The organism is Pseudoalteromonas sp. BSi20480, from assembly GCF_000241365.1.
In the GTDB taxonomy this organism is placed as follows: Bacteria; Pseudomonadota; Gammaproteobacteria; order Enterobacterales; family Alteromonadaceae; genus Pseudoalteromonas; species Pseudoalteromonas marina.
Map to the genome: position 1 here is coordinate 1 of NZ_BADX01000077.1, position 16,884 is coordinate 16,884.

Sequence of the window (16,884 nt, forward strand, 5' to 3'; positions counted from 1 at the left end):
GCGGTTTATTTTAAAATCTATTTGCACCTGGGTGCTTGCTACTACGGGGCTTCCGTTTTCAAACTTGGGGGCATAACGCCATTTTTTAAGTGCTTCTAATGCTGACTTTTCAAATGCGTGACCACCTTCTGAGCTTATTACTGATGAGTTTTTTACAAATCCGGCAGTGTCTACATCAAACTGAAGAACAACAATACCATCTGTATTTTGGCGTGCTTTATTCACTGGGTACTTAGGTGGTTGGCGGTATACCGGTGTTTGTTCTTGTGAGTCTTTCCATGGCACCATTTCGGCAATAGCTAAACAATGTTTAGTTGCTTGTTCGCTTTGACCTGTTTTTTCGTAAAGGTTTACAAGTTTTGAGTGCGCGGTAAGTTCGGCGTTATGATCAAAGCTTAGGTTGCTATCAAATACCGAAACAACATGATTTAAACGCTCAATCGCTTTTTTATATTTTCTCTTACTTTGCGCAAACGAGGCGACTAAAAAGTCTGTTTTGATTCGCTCAACCGTGTTTTCATCTAAATTTTCACGGTAGTATTCATCGGCTTCGTTCAATAACTTTTGCGCTGCACGAAACTTTTTATGTGCAAACTTACTTGCTAACAACGACGCGGCTTCAAATTGCATATCGGCAACAAATTTTGGTTTATTTTGTGTTTTAGCAATATCGATTATACGTTCGAGATGATCTTCTGCCAAAGACGCTGATTTAGCATTTTCGGCTTTACCTAAAAGTGCGTCGAGCGTTTGTATTGCATTTTTACCGTGGTTATCAGCTAAAATTGTATACGCTTGCGAGTAAAGGCTGTAACGCTGCTGCCTTACGTTCTTTTTGCTGCTTGTTGTGCTTGGCGGTGTAATGGCTTTAGCATAATTAATAGCAAGGTTTGCTGTGTTGTCGCTTTTATTGCCGTAAAAAGTAAGGCCTGTAGCGTAAGCTCGTTTTGCTGCTTGCTCAATATCGTGTTTTGTTTCTACTGCGTTTAGGTATCTTTGATAGGCAGTTGAAAAAGCCGCTTTAGCGTTGTCAGTTTGGCTAGCAAGTGCATTATTTGTAAAGGCAGATAAGCTTAATCCAACAAACAGGGCAAGGTGTTGTGGCTTCATAATGATCCTTATTAATTGTGAACCTGAACTTTGAATAATAACTCTATGCTAAGTGGTAATAACAGCGCTAACTACATTGAATTTATTTGCAAAAGATATGTAACTTTACAAGTAGATTTAAATTTTATTCACTAAAAGCGTTGGTTAAAAAGCAGTAGACTTAAATGTCATTACTCTCGTGTTATTAAACGTTTTATTTAAAATTCAGATAAATTTAACTAAAAATAACTTACTACAGATGATAGCTATTGTCATTAAATAGGTACGAAAAGCCAATGTTATATGTTGATTTAATGTGTTTTTTACTTAACAGGAACGCTGGTTAAGAGACTTGCTAAAATATTGACTAGTAGTGATATTTTAGTTTTTTTTCTCTAGCCAGGTGTTTTCAATGAAAACAAGGCGAATTTACGCGTCAATAGCTGGCCTATTGCAAGTACATTCAACGCAGTTAGCGCTGAAAATAGCTGCTAGAGATAGGTTTATTATCCCGAGTTCGGGTTAATTAAGGTTAGTCATTGAAAACAGGCGCTGTCGTCGCCATATAATTGCGATAAACAATGTTGTACTACGATCTAATTTTACTCTTTTGTGATATTATCACTTTATAGTCGTGTCGTAGTTATTTAAATATTTGGATTTGTCGTGGCGCAAGTAAGAGCAAGAGTCCAACTTAATGTTGGCAAAAATAGTGATATCCCTGCAGAAATAGTGTCATTTACTGACCTAAAAGATGGCCAAGAACATATTGCTATGGTGTTTAACAACGCCGATACCGAGCAAGATGTACCGCTTATTCGTATGCATTCGGAGTGTTTAACGGGGGATGTTTTTCATTCGTCACGCTGTGATTGCGGCGAACAGTTAAACGAATGTATTGAAATGATGCACGAGCAAGGCGGTATTTTACTTTACTTACGCCAAGAAGGCCGTGGTATTGGTTTATACAATAAAATTGATGCTTACGTATTGCAATCGCAAGGTATGAATACCTACGAGGCCAATAACCATTTAGGCTTTGCAGACGACTTACGCGACTTTTCGGATGCGGTATTAATGCTTAATGCGCTTAACTTAAAGCACGTTAAATTAATGACCAACAACCCTAAAAAACTCAATGCTTTGAAAGATGCGGGTATTGAAGTTGATACAGTTATTGGTACACACGCACACATAAAGGCGGGTGTAGCAGGTAACAAAGCCTACTTAGAAACCAAAATAAAGCATGGCGCACATATGCTAGATATTAAAAAAATTAAAAAACCTTAATATTACTGGTCTGCCTCTGTGATCCCACCCAACGCCAAGTTATACTTGGCGTGTTTCGTTATAAATTAAGAGCAAGTATGTCTACACAATTACGAGTATTTAAAGCAGATGCCGGGCTAAAGTGGTTAAAAGCGGGATGGCTTATTTTTAAAACCCAGCCAATGACGTTTATTTTTATGCATTTATTTATTGGCATTGTGGGCTTACTGTCGTTGTTTTTACCTTTACTGCAAGTGGTTGCTGCACTGGCTACGCCTTTTTTAACTGCCGGCTTTTACCAAGCAGTGCTGACCAAACAGCAAGGCGGTAAAATAATGTTGGCTGACATTCTTAAGCCATTTTCAGCTAAAGGAAACCGTTTAGGCTTGGTACGTTTGGCGTTATACCAAATGGGTGCGGGTATTTTAATGGCGTTATTAGCAAACGGTTTATTTGCTGATGCCGTGGCAATTATGAGCCAGCCAGGGCTTGAACCTCAAGCTGCACTTGAGCAAACTATTGCGAGTATTTCGGGTGCGAGTGTTATTTTATTTTTTATGGCCATGCTTATTTATTTAACGGCCTTTGCCTATGCGGTACCGCTTGTTTATTTTAATAAAGAGCAACGCATTTTAACGGCGCTTAAGCAATCGCTTATGGTTTTTTATCATAATTTGTTTCCGTTGAGTGTTTTTGGCGTTATTTGCGTACTATTTATGGCGGTTTCTATGTTCTTATCGTTCTTACCACTGTTGATTTTAATGCCGATTTGCTACATTAGTTTTTTTGTTTCTTATCAGGCGATTTTTATGCCGATTGTCCCGCCAAGTGACGACAAAAATGTTAAGCCACTAAGCAGTGAAACAAGCGGACGCTTTGACGCTTAATGGATGATAAGTTAAAACAAAAATTAAAAAATTATGTACTTTGGTTACTCGGGCGCCAAGAATACTCGCGTCGTGAGTTAACCTTTAAATTACAGCAAAAAGAAGCCACAGATGAGTTTATCGAAAACTTGCTTGATTGGTGCGAAAAGCACAACTTTATAAACGAGCAACGTTACTGTGAAGGCTTTGTAAGAAAACACATTTTTAAATGCCATGGGCTTAAGCGAATTCAAAGCGAGGCCATGGGGAAAGGGATTGACCGTTCGCTACTTGAAAGAGTAGTTGAAGAGCTTGAAATAGACTGGTTTGAGCTTGCGCAGGATGCGTATAACAAAAAATATTCAAATACACCGGCAAACCTCGATTACAAAGACAAGGCTAAGCGCGTGCGCTACTTAATGTATCGAGGTTTTAGCTACGAACAAATCGATTTTGCAATGCAATCACAGTAAATACAGGTGAGATTTTCACATGCAGCACATGACTACCGCACAAATTAGGCAACAGTTTTTAGACTTTTTTGCCAGCAAGCAACACCAAGTTGTTCCTTCAAGCTCGCTTATTCCGGGTAACGATGCCACGTTATTGTTTAACAATGCCGGTATGGTGCAATTCAAAGATGTATTTTTAGGCGCAGAATCTCGCCCATATACACGTGCAACAAGTTCGCAGCGTTGTGTGCGTGCCGGTGGTAAACATAACGATTTAGAAAACGTGGGTTACACGGCACGCCACCACACATTTTTTGAAATGTTAGGTAACTTCAGTTTTGGTGACTACTTTAAGCAAGAAGCAATTAAGTTTGCGTGGGAGTTTTTAACTGAGGTTGTTAAATTACCTCAAGAAAAACTGCTTGTTACTATTTACCACGATGATGAAGAAGCGTTTGAGTACTGGTCAAAAGATATTGGCTTAAGTGAAGATCGCATTATTCGTATTGCTACCTCAGATAACTTTTGGTCTATGGGTGATACAGGCCCATGTGGTCCGTGTTCTGAAATATTTTACGATCACGGTGAGCATATTTGGGGGGGTCCTCCAGGCTCTCCAGAGGAAGACGGCGACCGTTTTATCGAAATTTGGAACCTCGTATTTATGCAGTACAACCGTCAAAGCGACGGTACTATGCTGCCATTACCTAAGCAATCTGTTGATACGGGCATGGGCCTTGAGCGTATTTCTGCTATTTTGCAGGGCGTGCATTCAAACTACGAAATCGATTTATTCCAAGGCTTAATTGCAGCGGCGGCGAGTGTCACTAACGCGCAAGATATGGACGATAAGTCGCTTCGCGTAGTAGCGGATCATATTCGCTCATGTGCGTTTTTAATCTCCGACGGTGTTATGCCATCTAACGAAGGCCGTGGTTACGTACTTCGTCGTATTATTCGCCGTGCGGTACGCCATGGTAATAAGCTTGGCGCACAAGGCGCGTTTTTCTTTAAATTAGTTGCTGCACTTATTGAGCAAATGGGTCAAGCGTACCCAGAGCTTGCTAAGCAACAAGAAATTATCGAAAAAGTACTGCGTATTGAAGAAGAGCAATTTGGTAAAACACTTGAGCGTGGCTTAGCTATTTTAGAAGAAAGCTTAAGCGACCTTAAGGGCGATGTGATCCCAGGCGATTTAGTATTTAAACTTTACGATACGTATGGTTTCCCTGCCGATTTAACCGCCGATGTTGCGCGTGAGCGCCAAATGACCATTGATCATAAAGGCTTTGAAGAATGCATGGCTGTACAGCGAAAAACTGCGCAGCAAGCTGGTAAATTTGGTGCCGATTACAACGAGCAGTTAAAATCAGATAAACACACTGACTTTAAAGGCTACGACAGCACGCATTACAGCGCGACAGTGGTTGAAGTGTTTGCCGGTGGTGAGGCCGTACAGTTATTAGAAGATGGCCAAGAAGGCATTGTAATACTAGATCGCACACCGTTTTACGCAGAATCTGGTGGCCAAACGGGTGATACCGGTACAATTACAGTGGCTGGTGGCGAGTTTAATGTGACTAACACTACTAAACTAGGTAATGCATTTGCGCACCACGGTACAGTACAAGGCCGTATTGGTGTTAACGATAAAGTGGATGCCACTATTGATGATGCTCGTCGTGAGAACATCAAGAAAAACCACACAGCTACACATATTTTACACGAAGCATTACGCCAGTTATTAGGTGAACATGTAAGCCAAAAAGGCTCGTTAGTTCAAGCGGATCGTTTACGATTTGATTTCTCGCACTTTGAAGCGGTAACTAAAGACGAACTACGTGACATTGAGCGTGTGGTTAACGACGAAATTCGCCGCAACTTTGCACTTAACACTGAACTTATGGCTATTGATGATGCTAAAGCGAAAGGTGCTATGGCGCTGTTTGGCGAAAAGTACGACGACGAAGTACGCGTAGTCACCATTGGTGATTACTCAATTGAGCTTTGTGGTGGCACACACGTTGAACGCGCGGGCGATATTGGCTTATTCAAAATAGTATCTGAAAGCGGTATTGCTGCAGGTGTTCGCCGTATAGAAGCAGTAACTGGCGCAGATGCGGTTGCTTATGTAAGTGAGCAAGAGCAACAGCTTAGCGATGTAGCAGCGCTTGTGAAAGGCGATAGCGCATCAGTACTTGAAAAAGTAACTGCGCTTCTTGAGAAGTCTAAAGGCCTTGAAAAGCAAATTGCTCAGCTTAACGATAAGCTAGCGAGCGCTGCAGGTGCATCGTTACTTGATTCGATTGTAGAAATTAATGGCGTTAAGCTATTGGTTGCAAATGTTGAAGGCACTGAGTCTAAAGCGCTTCGTGGTATGGTTGACGACCTTAAAAACAAGATTGGCTCAGGTGTTATTGCCCTCGGTGTTGCCAGCGGTGACAAAGTAAGTCTAATTGCGGGCGTGACTAAAGACTTAACTGGCAAAGTAAAAGCCGGTGAGCTTGTAAACCACATGGCTTCTCAAGTAGGCGGTAAAGGTGGTGGTCGCCCTGACATGGCACAAGCAGGTGGTTCTGAGCCACAAAACCTTGCTGCTGCACTTGATAGCGTTACTGCTTGGTTAACTGAGCGTACTTAAGCCTAAGTGGCGTTAATTGTACAGAAGTATGGCGGCACGTCGGTTGGCTCAATAGAGCGAATAGAAGCGGTCGCCGACCTTGTTGTTAAAACTAGGCAACAAGGTCATCAAGTGGTTGTGGTACTCTCGGCTATGTCGGGAGAAACCAACCGCTTAATTAATCTTGCCAAACAAATAGATTCCCGTCCTAGTAACCGCGAGCTCGACGTACTAATTAGTACCGGCGAGCAAGTATCGGTTTCGTTATTGGCTATGGCTATTATCAAACGCGGCCATTCAGCCGTTAGCCTATTAGCTGATCAAGTTAATATTCAAACCGATAATATGTTCGGTAAAGCCCGCATTACAGACATTGCAGCTACACGTTTAAAGCATGAACTTGAGCATAACCGTATTGCTATTATTGCCGGATTTCAGGGGCGTGATGTTGAAGGCAATATAACAACCCTTGGCAGAGGCGGTACTGATACGTCGGCTGTAGAAATAGCTGCGGCTATAAAAGCTGATGAATGTCAGATCTATACTGATGTTGACGGCGTATATACTACAGATCCTCGGGTTGAACCTAACGCACGAAGAATGAGCCAAGTGACCTTTGCTGAAATGCTAGAGTTAGCAAGCTTAGGTGCTAAAGTATTGCATATTCGTTCTGTTGAGGCGGCAGGTAAACACAATGTTCCATTAAGGGTGCTTTCGAGCTTTAACCCCGATGAAGGAACATTGATTACGTTTGAGGAAGACGATATGCCAAGTAAAGTTGTTTCGGGTATTGCATTTAATGCAGATGAGTGCTTAATTAAGGTACAGGGTGTGCAAAGCGGCACTCAAAATCTTGTAAAAATATTGAAACTTTTTGCTGATAACGGCATCGAAATAGATATGATTAATCAAGTTAATCATATCTTTGAAAAAATAGACTATGCTTTTACTGTGCACTCGAACGACTACCCGCAAGCACTTGAGTTACTAACCGAGCAAAAGGTGTCTTTAGGTGCTGAAAATATAATCGGGCTAACAACCATTGCAAAAGTATCTGCTGTTGGTATGGGAATGAAATCGCACTGGGGGGTTGCTAGTTTATTTTTTGATGCCTTAGCAAATGAAAATATTAATGTAGTTTTAGTGTCTACATCAGAGATTAAAATTTCAGTTTTAATAGATGAAAAGTACCTCGAACTGGCTGTTCGTGCATTACATAAAGTATTTTTAACGGAAAGTAGATAGATAGTGAGTTTTTACTTACTTTTTAGTCTATTTTTCATTAATATGGATAAGCGGAATCTTATAATTTTTATTGGAACATGGGAGCAAGAGAATGCTAATACTAACTCGTAGAGTAGGTGAAACCCTTATGATCGGTGACGAAGTAACAGTGACCGTTTTAGGAGTTAAAGGAAATCAAGTTCGAATTGGTGTAAATGCACCAAAAGACGTTTCAGTGCATCGTGAAGAGATTTACATGCGTATACAAGCTGAAAAGTCCAACCCTAATCCGGGCAATGCTTAATCAACACGTATACTTAACTAAATAATTTATTTAGCTAAGCCAAAAAGCCACTCATTGAGTGGCTTTTTTGTTTATAAAGTCGAGCATTTCATCTGTGAGTATTTGCTTAGAGATATATTGCATGTTGTTTTTATTTTTTATCAATAAGCCCTGTGGTGTTTCGATTACGTCAGTGATGTCTTGCCAAGCGAGCTGGTAGCTTTTGTAATGGTTTGCCGATTTAATGCCTTCATCATCAAAAGTTAGTGTAACCTCTGAGCCTGATGCTCTGCTAAACATTTGTCTGGTTACCCACCATGGCCTGCGATAATAAAAAGCAACGCATTCGAGTACAGCTACCATGATCAAAAATGTTCCTAAATAATGATCAGCTAAACCGTAAATGCTAAATAAACCAAGCGAAACTAATAGTACCAGTAAAAAATACTTAGGCTGAGCGCGTTTACTGTAAGGAAGTGACTCGTCAAAGCATTCATAAAAGTAGGGTTTATCAAGTGTGTAGGTTGTTGAAAATGACATAGTGCCTTGCTTTAAAAATCGTTTTATATATTTTAGCAAGTTCGCTTATAAATGAGCAGCTTTATAATGCGTGCATTTATTTCGGGCACAAAAAAACGGCCAGGTGGCCGTTTTTTTAGTATACTAACTACTAACAGTTAGTTTCTTCAGCGTTTACGCCTTCTTTTACTTCTTCACACGTATCTTCAACAGAGTTTTGTACATCTGTTACTACTTCATCAATACGTTCACCGGCTTCTTCTGCGTTGTTATCTTGGCAACCCATGATGAAAAAACTTGCGAAAAGACCAATTAGTGCTGCTTTTAAAGTTGTAGAGTTCATAGTGTAATTCCTTGTAAATAAATAAAATTGTAGTGTTAGTTGAGTATATGCCTACCTGGGCGATTTACCACGCAGCGCACCTGAAACTAACGAAATAACTAAAAGTACTATAAAAATAAAGAATATAATTTTTGCTATACCAGCTGCGGCACCCGCGATGCCACCAAAACCTAACACTGCAGCGATTAAAGCAATAACTAAAAATGTGATTGTCCAGCGTAACATTGTTTTCTCCTTGGTTATCAAATTTGTACACAATAGTTAATGCTAGTTGCGTGCCATGATATATTTTTGTTTAATATCAGTTGTTTATGTGTTTTCTCTGTGTTTTTGAGTTTACTTGATTGGTAACTTTTACGTTGGGTTGTGTAACTTATTCACACACAAAAATATATCGCCACCGAAAAGCCATGCTTGGTAAGACCAATTAACAAATTTTATTTTCTCTACATTTTATTACTCACAGTAGGTTTAGTAGAGTACGCAAAAATAGGCTTTGTTTAAACTTTACCTATAGCTTATAGATATAGTGAGTATTTTTTCTGTGTATTATGGGGTGTTGATGAGTAAGGGTTTTTACTGTGGTTAATAAATTTGGTTATATGTTATTTTTATTTTAATTGGTTTTACCAATTTACAATGGCTAGACAAAGGTATTTGTTTTGTTATTATCTAGTGAATAAATATTTAACTAAATCGATTTTTTATTTTTCGATATGGGTTTCAAGGGGAGAAGAATGGATATAGGTGCTGTACTTGCAACTGCTGGTAGCTTAATGCTAACAGGAATGGTTGGGGTGTTTGTCTTTCTTTCAATATTAATTGGCGCAGTTACAATTATGTCTAACTTGGTGGCGCGTTTTAGCCCTGCTGACGTTGCGGCTCCAGTTAAATCACCATCATTTAAATCTCAAGGTGTGCCAAATGAGCACATCGCTGCTATTAGTGCTGCCATTGCTCAGTACAAATCAAATAACAAATAAGGGGCTCACACATGGCTAAATTAAAATTAACAGAATTGGTTCTACGTGACGCTCATCAGTCATTACTTGCCACTCGTATGCGTTTAGACGACATGCTACCGATTGCCAGCAAACTAGATGATGCAGGTTATTGGTCAATTGAGTCGTGGGGCGGGGCAACATTTGATTCGTGCATTCGCTATTTAGGTGAAGATCCATGGGAACGTATTCGTGCGCTAAAAAAAGCGATGCCAAACACTAAACAGCAAATGCTATTACGCGGTCAAAACTTATTAGGCTACCGCCATTATGCTGATGATGTAGTTGAAAAGTTTGTAGAGCGCGCACATAAAAATGGCGTTGACGTGTTCCGTATTTTTGATGCAATGAATGATGTGCGTAACTTAGAAACTGCGATTAAAGCGGCTGTAAAAGTAGGTGCTCATGCTCAAGGTACTATTTCGTACACGGTAAGCCCTGTTCATACACTTGATATGTGGTTAACTTTAGCTAAGCAATTAGAAGAGCTTGGCTGTCATTCAATTTGTATTAAAGATATGGCGGGTTTATTAAAACCGTACGATGCAGAAGAGCTTATAAAAGCGCTTAAAGAAACGGTGTCTATTCCAATCGCTATGCAGTGCCATGCTACAACAGGTTTAAGCACCGCTACATATCAAAAAGCTATTGATGCCGGTATTGATATGCTTGATACCGCTATTTCTTCTATGAGTATGACTTACGGTCACTCAGCAACAGAAACAATTGTAGCGATTGTTGAAGGTACCGCACGCGATACCGAACTCGATTTAAACCAACTTGAAGAAATTGCTGCTTACTTTAGAGATGTACGTAAAAAATACGCTGCATTCGAAGGTAGCCTTAAAGGGGTTGATGGACGAATCTTATTGGCTCAAGTACCTGGTGGCATGTTAACTAACATGGAAAACCAGCTTAAAGAGCAAGGTGCAGCCGATAAGCTTAACGAAGTGTTACTTGAAATACCGCGTGTACGCGAAGATTTAGGCTTTATTCCACTTGTTACGCCAACGTCGCAAATTGTAGGTACGCAGGCAGTACTTAACGTATTAACCGGTGAGCGTTACAAAACAATCACAAAAGAAACCGCAGGTGTGTTAAAAGGTGAGTACGGTTTAACTCCAGCTCCAATGAATAAAGAGCTACAAGAGCGAGTACTTGATGGTAGCGACGTTATTACGTGTCGCCCAGCTGACAATATTGCGCCTGAACTTGAAACGCTTGAAGCAGAGCTATTAAAAGAAGCGCAAGAACAAGGTTTAACACTCGCTGATGATAAAATTGACGACGTACTTACTTATGCACTGTTTCCGCAAGTTGGTTTGAAGTTTATCAAAAACCGCAATAACCCAGATGCGTTCGAACCAGTCCCTAGCGTAGAAGATAATTCAAGTAAGTCACCAGCTAAGGTGTCAGCCAAAGGTAACAATGTTAAGGCTGAGCAATATAGCGTTAAGGTAGACGGTAAGGTTTACGACGTTGTAGTAGCGCAAGGCGGTGAGCTTAAAGAGGTAACGTTAAAAGATTCTGAGCACTTACCTCAGTCTGCTTCAGTGGCTTCGGGTGAAACGTTAAATGCACCTTTAGCAGGTAATATTTTTAAAATAAAAGTAAAAGCCGGCCAAGTTGTAAACGAAGGTGATGTTGTTGTGATTATGGAAGCCATGAAAATGGAGACTGAAGTTCGCGCAATGCATACTGGTACCATTGCTGAAGTGCTTGTGTCTGAGGGTGACTCAGTGACCACGGGCGACGCAATTATTGCGCTGGCTTAAGGAGTAAATGTAAATGGAAGGTCTTTTAAACCTTTGGCAGGCTACTGGTCTTGCTAACTTTACGTTTCCTGGTTTGGTGATGATTGCAGTAGGCTGTTTGTTATTGTTTTTAGCTATATCTAAAAACTTTGAGCCACTGCTTTTATTACCAATTGGCTTTGGCGCGATATTAACTAATATTCCGGTTGCTGGACTATCAGACCCTGGTGGGCTTTTGTACTCAGTTTACTATGTGGGTATAGATACCGGTATTTTTCCACTATTAATATTTATGGGAGTTGGTGCACTAACTGACTTTAGTGCGTTAATAGCAAACCCTCGTATGTTATTGCTGGGAGCTGCGGCTCAGTTTGGTATTTTTGCGACCTTATTTGGCGCAATTCTACTTAACTTTATTCCGGGTTTTGAGTTTACCCTTCAAGATGCATCGGCTATTGCTATTATTGGTGGCGCTGACGGCCCAACGGCAATATTTTTAGCCTCAAAATTAGCGCCTGATTTATTAGGTGCCATTGCGGTAGCTGCTTATTCATACATGGCGCTAGTTCCAATTATCCAGCCTCCTATTATGCGTGCACTCACAACACCAGAAGAGCGCCAAATTAAAATGCCTGAGCTACGTAAAGTATCTAAAAAGGAAAAAATTATTTTTCCACTTATGGTACTTACTGCAACAGCCATGTTTTTACCAGCGGCAATACCGCTAGTAGGTATGTTCTGTTTGGGTAACTTAATGCGTGAGTCGGGTGTTGTAGACCGCTTAAGTAACAGTGCGCAAAACGAAATTATCAATATAACAACTATATTTTTAGGATTGGCGGTTGGCTCTAAGCTTGCTGCAGATGACTTTTTGACAGTAGAGACTATTGGTATTTTAGTGCTGGGTGCGCTTGCTTTTGGTATTGGTACAGCATCAGGTGTGTTTATGGCTAAAGGCTTAAATAAAATATCTAAAACACCTATCAACCCGTTAATTGGTGCCGCTGGTGTGTCAGCCGTTCCTATGGCTGCGCGTGTAGTTAATAAAGTAGGGCTTGAAAATAACCCACATAACTTTTTACTTATGCACGCAATGGGCCCTAATGTGGCGGGCGTTTTAGGCAGTGCTGTTGCCGCAGGTATTTTGTTGGCACTTGTTGGCTAAATTGAGATTTAATTTCAACCAACCATTGAGCGCAGTTTACTGCGCTTTTTTTTGTCTGAAACTTCTGTTCGTTAATGGTTTCTTGTTTTGAGGTTTTTGTTTAAAGTGGTGGCTCTTCGCAATTTTAAGGATAGTCATTATGCTTCACACTCCATTAGCTCACTACTTACCTAATGTTAGTAAACTTGTATTTGGATGTATGGGGTTGGGAGGCGGTTGGAATAAAGACCCGATTACCAGCACGCACCTTAAACAAACCCACGAGTGCATTGATAACGCGATTGAAGGCGGTATTAATTTTTTTGATCACGCAGATATATACACTTTTGGCAAAGCAGAGCAGGTATTTGGTCAAGCACTCAGTGAGCGCCCAGAGCTGAGAGAGCACATATACATTCAGTCTAAATGCGGTATAAAGTTTGCTGATGAACAAGGGCCTAAGCGATATGACTTTTCAGCCGATTGGATTGAACAGTCTGTAGATAACTCACTTAAGCGATTAAATACGCAATACCTTGATGTACTCATGTTACATCGCCCAGATCCTTTGATGGAAGTTGATGAAGTTGCACGTGTATTTAGCTGTTTAAAAGAAAGTGGCAAAGTAAAACATTTTGCCGTATCAAACATGCAGCAACACCAAATGAACTTTTTGCAGCATGCTCTTGATATGCCTATTGTAGCTAACCAAATAGAGGCCAGCTTACAAAAACATCAATTTATAGATGAAGGCTTGTATGCTGGCAATAGCGACGGGAAAGACATTAACTTTACGCCTGGTAACATTGAATATTGCCGCAGCTTTGACATTCAAATACAAAGTTGGGGGAGCTTGTGCCAAGGTTTGTATACCGGCGGTGATTTATCAAATGCGTCGCAAGCCGATATCAACACAAGTATTTTAGTAAATAAACTTGCTGCAATTTATGGTACCTCTGCAGAGGCTATTGTACTTGCATGGCTACTGCGCCACCCAGCGTCGATTCAACCCATTATTGGCACTACTAACGCTAAGCGTATTAAGGCATCGTGTGAGGCTATAAATGTTCATTTAAGCCGAGAGCATTGGTATGCCTTATACGAAAGCGCTAAAGGCTGCGAAGTACCATAAAAAGGGTTTTCAATGAATGTAATTATTATTTTAGTTTGTTTATTTGTAGCATTGGCATTACTGATCCCATTACTTGAAAAATATCAAAGCAAAATGGGGCTGGAAAGGGCGACAAAATATAGCAAGTATATTTGGCCATTAGTGATGGGGTCTTTAGTTATTCAGCTTATTTATGTGTTAATGAATTAGGCGTGTATCGCTATTGTAGGAAAATTAAGATTAGTAGCCTTTAATATAGAGCACCCTGTGTGAGCTAACTATTGTTAATAAATAAAAAGCAACAAAAAAGCCCTTGTAGGTTAAACCTGCAAGGGCTTTTTAATACAGTGATAGCCTGATTACTTAAGTGCCAGTTGTAACTCGCGGTTACGCTCTAACTGAGCAATAAAGTTATCAGCAATAGGTTTAAACTTAGCAAGCTCAGAGCGTGGTAAAGGCTCTGACTTTGGTAATTTAACTGTTTTAGGATTACGGTGAACACCGTTAACCAAAAACTCATAATGTAGATGCGCGCCAGTTACGCGACCTGTAGCACCTACAGTACCAATTCTATCACCCTGTTTAACCTTTTGACCTGTTCTAACAAGCTTTTTATTAAGGTGTAAATACTTAGTGACATACTGTGTGCCATGGCTAATAAATACGTAGTTGCCGTTGTACTTGCTGTAACCTGCCTTAACGACTTTACCGTTACCCGATGCAACAACAGGCGTGCCAGTTCGTGCAGCGTAATCAATACCACGGTGTGCTTTTACTTGCCCAGTAACTGGGTGTAAGCGACGTGGATTAAAACTCGAGCTAATATACTTAAAATTAACGGGGGCACGTAAAAATGCTTTTTTCATACTGCGGCCTTCTGGGGTGTAGAAGTTTCCATCAGTATGTCTAATTGCTGTAAAGCGCTGTCCTTGGTTAATGAACTCAGCCGCTATAATTTTACCAGTACCTATAAATTCGCCTTCAACATAGTGAGACTCGTAAATTAAGCCAAATTGATCGTTTTTACGAATGTCGTTAGCAAAATCCACATCCCAGCCAAAAATGTCAGCAAAGTTCATAATTTGGCGTTCGCTTAAACCCGCTGCAATTGCAGAAGTCCAAAAGTTGCTAGAAATTTCGCCGCCAGCTGTTTTGGTCAGGGTTTCTATTTCTTTACTATCTATCGCTGTATTGTAGTTACCTTCGTCGTCTAAGGTTACATACAGCGTATCTGTTTTAGAAATAACGTAACGCAATTGTTCAAGTGCGCCGTCTTTACCTGTTGCAAAGCTCAGTACTTCGCCTGGGTGAATTTTAGTTAGCTTGCGGGTTTCTGCGTTTGTGTTGATTAGTTTATGAAGCGTTTGCGCTGAAAAGCCCGCGCGTTTAAATATAATTGCTAAGTTGTCACCCGTTTTTACTTTGTGGTCGACTAAATCGTACTCTGGCAGCTTTTCTGCTGCTTGCTCTGAGTTTAACTCGGTAAGTTTTTCGTTGTCATCGACTTTAACTTGAAGCTCGTAGCGTTTGCCAATCTCTAATGCGTTTGCATTGTTGTCTTTAGACGCTGTTGCTTTCTCAGATGGAAGAAACGTTAAAGCGGCAATAGCAGAAACCAAACATAAGATAAGCAATTTGTGTTTTTTGGGGAGGGTATTAACCACGTGAACCATAACGTGCCTTTTTCTGCTGTCAAGATAATAAATACATAATATTGCAGGATATACCTAATATTGTGCGAATACCAGTGCTTTGTAGATTTTAAATCGCGCTGAATTACGCTAAAATCGGGCTTTATATGCCTTTTTAGCGCTTAACTTATCTCAGACTGTGCGCATTTTATTTAGTTGCATTAATCACTTAAAAAGTTGTTTTAATTAGGTAGAAATTTGTTATGTTAGTTGCACATATAAGTTTGATTTAGCCCTTGCTAAACTAAGGTTATACAAAACAACTAGTAGCCCTCTTTGTTGGCAGAATTTTGGAGTAATAGACTGTGGATTTACAAACCGCTCTTGCAGAGATAAAACGCGGTGCAGAAGAAATATTAATTGAAGACGAGTTAGTTGAAAAACTAAAGTCGGGCAAAAAGTTAAAAATCAAAGCGGGTTTCGATCCAACAGCGCCAGATTTACACTTAGGGCACACAGTACTAATTAATAAAATGAAAACTTTTCAAGACTTAGGTCATGAAGTTATTTTCTTAATTGGTGATTTTACAGGAATGATTGGTGATCCAACCGGTAAAAATGTGACGCGTAAACCGCTTACCCGCGAAGATGTTCTTGCCAATGCCGAAACGTATAAAGAACAAGTTTTCAAGATTCTAGATCCGGCAAAAACAACCGTTGCTTTTAATTCAACGTGGATGGAAAAGCTGGGTGCTGCAGGCATGATTAAATTAGCTGCAAACCAAACAGTTGCGCGTATGCTTGAACGTGATGACTTTAAGAAGCGTTACAATGGCGGGCAGCCAATTGCAATACATGAATTTTTATACCCGTTAGTGCAAGGTTGGGATTCGGTTGCATTAGAATCTGACGTAGAACTGGGTGGTACCGATCAGCGCTTTAATTTACTAATGGGTCGTGAGCTTCAAAAAGTTGAGGGCCAAAAGCCACAAACTGTTTTAATGATGCCATTACTTGAAGGTACTGACGGCGTTCAAAAAATGTCTAAATCTTTAGGTAACTATATCGGTATTACTGATGCACCAAATGACATGTTTGGTAAAGTTATGTCGATTAGTGATGTATTAATGTGGCGCTACTACGATTTACTAAGTGGCCTTTCGATTGAGCAAATAGCAGCACAAAAAGAACGTGTAGAGCAGGGGACTAACCCGCGCGATATCAAAATTGAACTTGCTAAAGAGCTAATTGCACGTTTTCATAGTGAAGAAGATGCACAAGCTGCGCACAACGATTTTATTCAACGCTTTCAGAAAAAAGCGCTGCCAGATGAAATTCCTGAGCTGACAGTAACCATTGCAGAAGACACTATTTTAATCGCTAACTTATTAAAAGAAGCTAATTTAGTTGCAAGCACATCAGAAGCGATGCGCATGATAAAACAAGGTGCAGTTAAACTGAATGGTGAAGAAAAAATCACTGATACCAAACTAGAAATAGCAAAAGGCACAACCGCTATTTATCAAGTAGGTAAACGTAAGTTTGCAAACATTACCGTAGCTTAAGTGTGTGGGTAAT

The 16,884-nt window shown here is 40.2% G+C and carries 17 protein-coding genes; 12 read left to right on the top strand and 5 right to left on the bottom strand.

The features are described from left to right. A partial coding sequence (locus tag P20480_RS18050) for an energy transducer TonB (protein ID WP_033025412.1) occupies nt 1–1,110 on the bottom strand: 1,110 nt, incomplete at its 3' end. Between the two features lie 645 nt (nt 1,111–1,755). Between P20480_RS18050 and P20480_RS09845 the strand changes: the two genes are divergently transcribed. From P20480_RS09845 to csrA, 6 genes are all read left to right on the top strand, one after another. Next, on the top strand, nt 1,756–2,379 hold the full coding sequence (locus tag P20480_RS09845) for a GTP cyclohydrolase II (RefSeq protein ID WP_006794352.1): 624 nt from the start codon (nt 1,756–1,758) through the stop codon (nt 2,377–2,379). 77 nt (nt 2,380–2,456) lie between these two features. Then, nucleotides 2,457–3,245, top strand: a complete 789-nt coding sequence (locus P20480_RS09840; protein ID WP_008129389.1) for a BPSS1780 family membrane protein — start codon at nt 2,457–2,459, stop codon at nt 3,243–3,245. Further along, nucleotides 3,245–3,697 (top strand): regulatory protein RecX, encoded by a 453-nt coding sequence (locus tag P20480_RS09835; RefSeq protein WP_006794350.1) that lies wholly within the window; start codon nt 3,245–3,247, stop codon nt 3,695–3,697. The genes P20480_RS09840 and P20480_RS09835 overlap by 1 nt, the downstream gene beginning before the upstream one ends. Before the next feature lie 19 nt (nt 3,698–3,716). Further along, complete coding sequence (gene alaS / locus P20480_RS09830) at nt 3,717–6,317, top strand: alanine--tRNA ligase (protein WP_008129392.1); 2,601 nt, start codon at nt 3,717–3,719, stop codon at nt 6,315–6,317. A 6-nt stretch (nt 6,318–6,323) separates the two neighbouring features. Continuing rightward, nucleotides 6,324–7,541 (top strand): aspartate kinase, encoded by a 1,218-nt coding sequence (locus P20480_RS09825; protein WP_006794348.1) that lies wholly within the window; start codon nt 6,324–6,326, stop codon nt 7,539–7,541. Between the two features lie 91 nt (nt 7,542–7,632). Beyond that, nucleotides 7,633–7,824, top strand: a complete 192-nt coding sequence (csrA, locus tag P20480_RS09820; protein WP_004587515.1) for a carbon storage regulator CsrA — start codon at nt 7,633–7,635, stop codon at nt 7,822–7,824. Between the two features lie 51 nt (nt 7,825–7,875). Here the strand turns inward: csrA and P20480_RS09815 are convergent, their stop codons facing one another. The 3 genes from P20480_RS09815 to P20480_RS19185 form a co-directional block, all read right to left on the bottom strand. Beyond that, the gene (locus tag P20480_RS09815) at nt 7,876–8,343 is read right to left on the bottom strand and encodes a YcxB family protein (protein ID WP_006794347.1); all 468 of its coding nucleotides are present in this window, start codon (nt 8,341–8,343) and stop codon (nt 7,876–7,878) included. A gap of 130 nt (nt 8,344–8,473) precedes the next feature. Then, complete coding sequence (locus P20480_RS09810) at nt 8,474–8,665, bottom strand: hypothetical protein (protein ID WP_006794346.1); 192 nt, start codon at nt 8,663–8,665, stop codon at nt 8,474–8,476. Nucleotides 8,666–8,716: 51 nt separating this feature from the next. Beyond that, nucleotides 8,717–8,890 carry a DUF1328 family protein gene (locus P20480_RS19185; RefSeq protein ID WP_006794345.1) on the bottom strand — a complete coding sequence of 58 codons (174 nt, stop codon included), beginning with the start codon at nt 8,888–8,890 and terminating at the stop codon, nt 8,717–8,719. A 512-nt stretch (nt 8,891–9,402) separates the two neighbouring features. Between P20480_RS19185 and P20480_RS09805 the strand changes: the two genes are divergently transcribed. The 5 genes from P20480_RS09805 (at nt 9,403) to P20480_RS19570 (ending at nt 13,885) form a co-directional block, all read left to right on the top strand. Continuing rightward, nucleotides 9,403–9,648, top strand: a complete 246-nt coding sequence (locus tag P20480_RS09805; RefSeq protein ID WP_006794344.1) for an OadG family protein — start codon at nt 9,403–9,405, stop codon at nt 9,646–9,648. Nucleotides 9,649–9,659: 11 nt separating this feature from the next. Then, entirely contained in the window at nt 9,660–11,441 is a 1,782-nt protein-coding gene (oadA, locus tag P20480_RS09800; protein WP_008129399.1) for a sodium-extruding oxaloacetate decarboxylase subunit alpha, read from the top strand. A 13-nt stretch (nt 11,442–11,454) separates the two neighbouring features. Continuing rightward, nucleotides 11,455–12,585 (top strand): sodium ion-translocating decarboxylase subunit beta, encoded by a 1,131-nt coding sequence (locus P20480_RS09795; protein WP_006794342.1) that lies wholly within the window; start codon nt 11,455–11,457, stop codon nt 12,583–12,585. Nucleotides 12,586–12,724: 139 nt separating this feature from the next. After that, a complete protein-coding gene (locus tag P20480_RS09790) occupies nt 12,725–13,696 on the top strand; it encodes an aldo/keto reductase (RefSeq protein WP_008129400.1) in 972 nt (323 codons plus the stop codon). Nucleotides 13,697–13,708: 12 nt separating this feature from the next. Then, nucleotides 13,709–13,885, top strand: a complete 177-nt coding sequence (locus P20480_RS19570) for a hypothetical protein (RefSeq protein WP_008129402.1) — start codon at nt 13,709–13,711, stop codon at nt 13,883–13,885. 149 nt (nt 13,886–14,034) lie between these two features. On the opposite strand, the gene P20480_RS09785 is transcribed toward P20480_RS19570, so the two are convergent. Beyond that, nucleotides 14,035–15,348 (bottom strand): peptidoglycan DD-metalloendopeptidase family protein, encoded by a 1,314-nt coding sequence (locus P20480_RS09785; RefSeq protein ID WP_008129404.1) that lies wholly within the window; start codon nt 15,346–15,348, stop codon nt 14,035–14,037. Nucleotides 15,349–15,671: 323 nt separating this feature from the next. Here P20480_RS09785 and tyrS point away from each other — a divergent pair, with 323 nt between their 5' ends. Next, nucleotides 15,672–16,871, top strand: coding sequence for a tyrosine--tRNA ligase (tyrS, locus tag P20480_RS09780; protein WP_006794338.1), 1,200 nt, complete (start codon nt 15,672–15,674; stop codon nt 16,869–16,871). Nucleotides 16,872–16,884 lie beyond the last annotated feature (13 nt).

Bases quoted from the DNA above. Each gene is read 5' to 3' on its own strand.
- P20480_RS09840 (WP_008129389.1), top strand. From the start codon at position 2,457: ATGTCTACACAATTACGAGTATTTAAAGCAGATGCCGGGCTAAAGTGG.
- P20480_RS09835 (WP_006794350.1), top strand. From the start codon at position 3,245: ATGGATGATAAGTTAAAACAAAAATTAAAAAATTATGTACTTTGGTTA.
- alaS (WP_008129392.1), top strand. From the start codon at position 3,717: ATGCAGCACATGACTACCGCACAAATTAGGCAACAGTTTTTAGACTTT.
- csrA (WP_004587515.1), top strand. From the start codon at position 7,633: ATGCTAATACTAACTCGTAGAGTAGGTGAAACCCTTATGATCGGTGAC.
- P20480_RS09815 (WP_006794347.1), bottom strand. From the start codon at position 8,343: ATGTCATTTTCAACAACCTACACACTTGATAAACCCTACTTTTATGAA.
- P20480_RS09810 (WP_006794346.1), bottom strand. From the start codon at position 8,665: ATGAACTCTACAACTTTAAAAGCAGCACTAATTGGTCTTTTCGCAAGT.
- P20480_RS19185 (WP_006794345.1), bottom strand. From the start codon at position 8,890: ATGTTACGCTGGACAATCACATTTTTAGTTATTGCTTTAATCGCTGCA.
- P20480_RS09805 (WP_006794344.1), top strand. From the start codon at position 9,403: ATGGATATAGGTGCTGTACTTGCAACTGCTGGTAGCTTAATGCTAACA.
- oadA (WP_008129399.1), top strand. From the start codon at position 9,660: ATGGCTAAATTAAAATTAACAGAATTGGTTCTACGTGACGCTCATCAG.
- P20480_RS09795 (WP_006794342.1), top strand. From the start codon at position 11,455: ATGGAAGGTCTTTTAAACCTTTGGCAGGCTACTGGTCTTGCTAACTTT.
- P20480_RS09790 (WP_008129400.1), top strand. From the start codon at position 12,725: ATGCTTCACACTCCATTAGCTCACTACTTACCTAATGTTAGTAAACTT.
- P20480_RS19570 (WP_008129402.1), top strand. From the start codon at position 13,709: ATGAATGTAATTATTATTTTAGTTTGTTTATTTGTAGCATTGGCATTA.
- P20480_RS09785 (WP_008129404.1), bottom strand. From the start codon at position 15,348: ATGGTTCACGTGGTTAATACCCTCCCCAAAAAACACAAATTGCTTATC.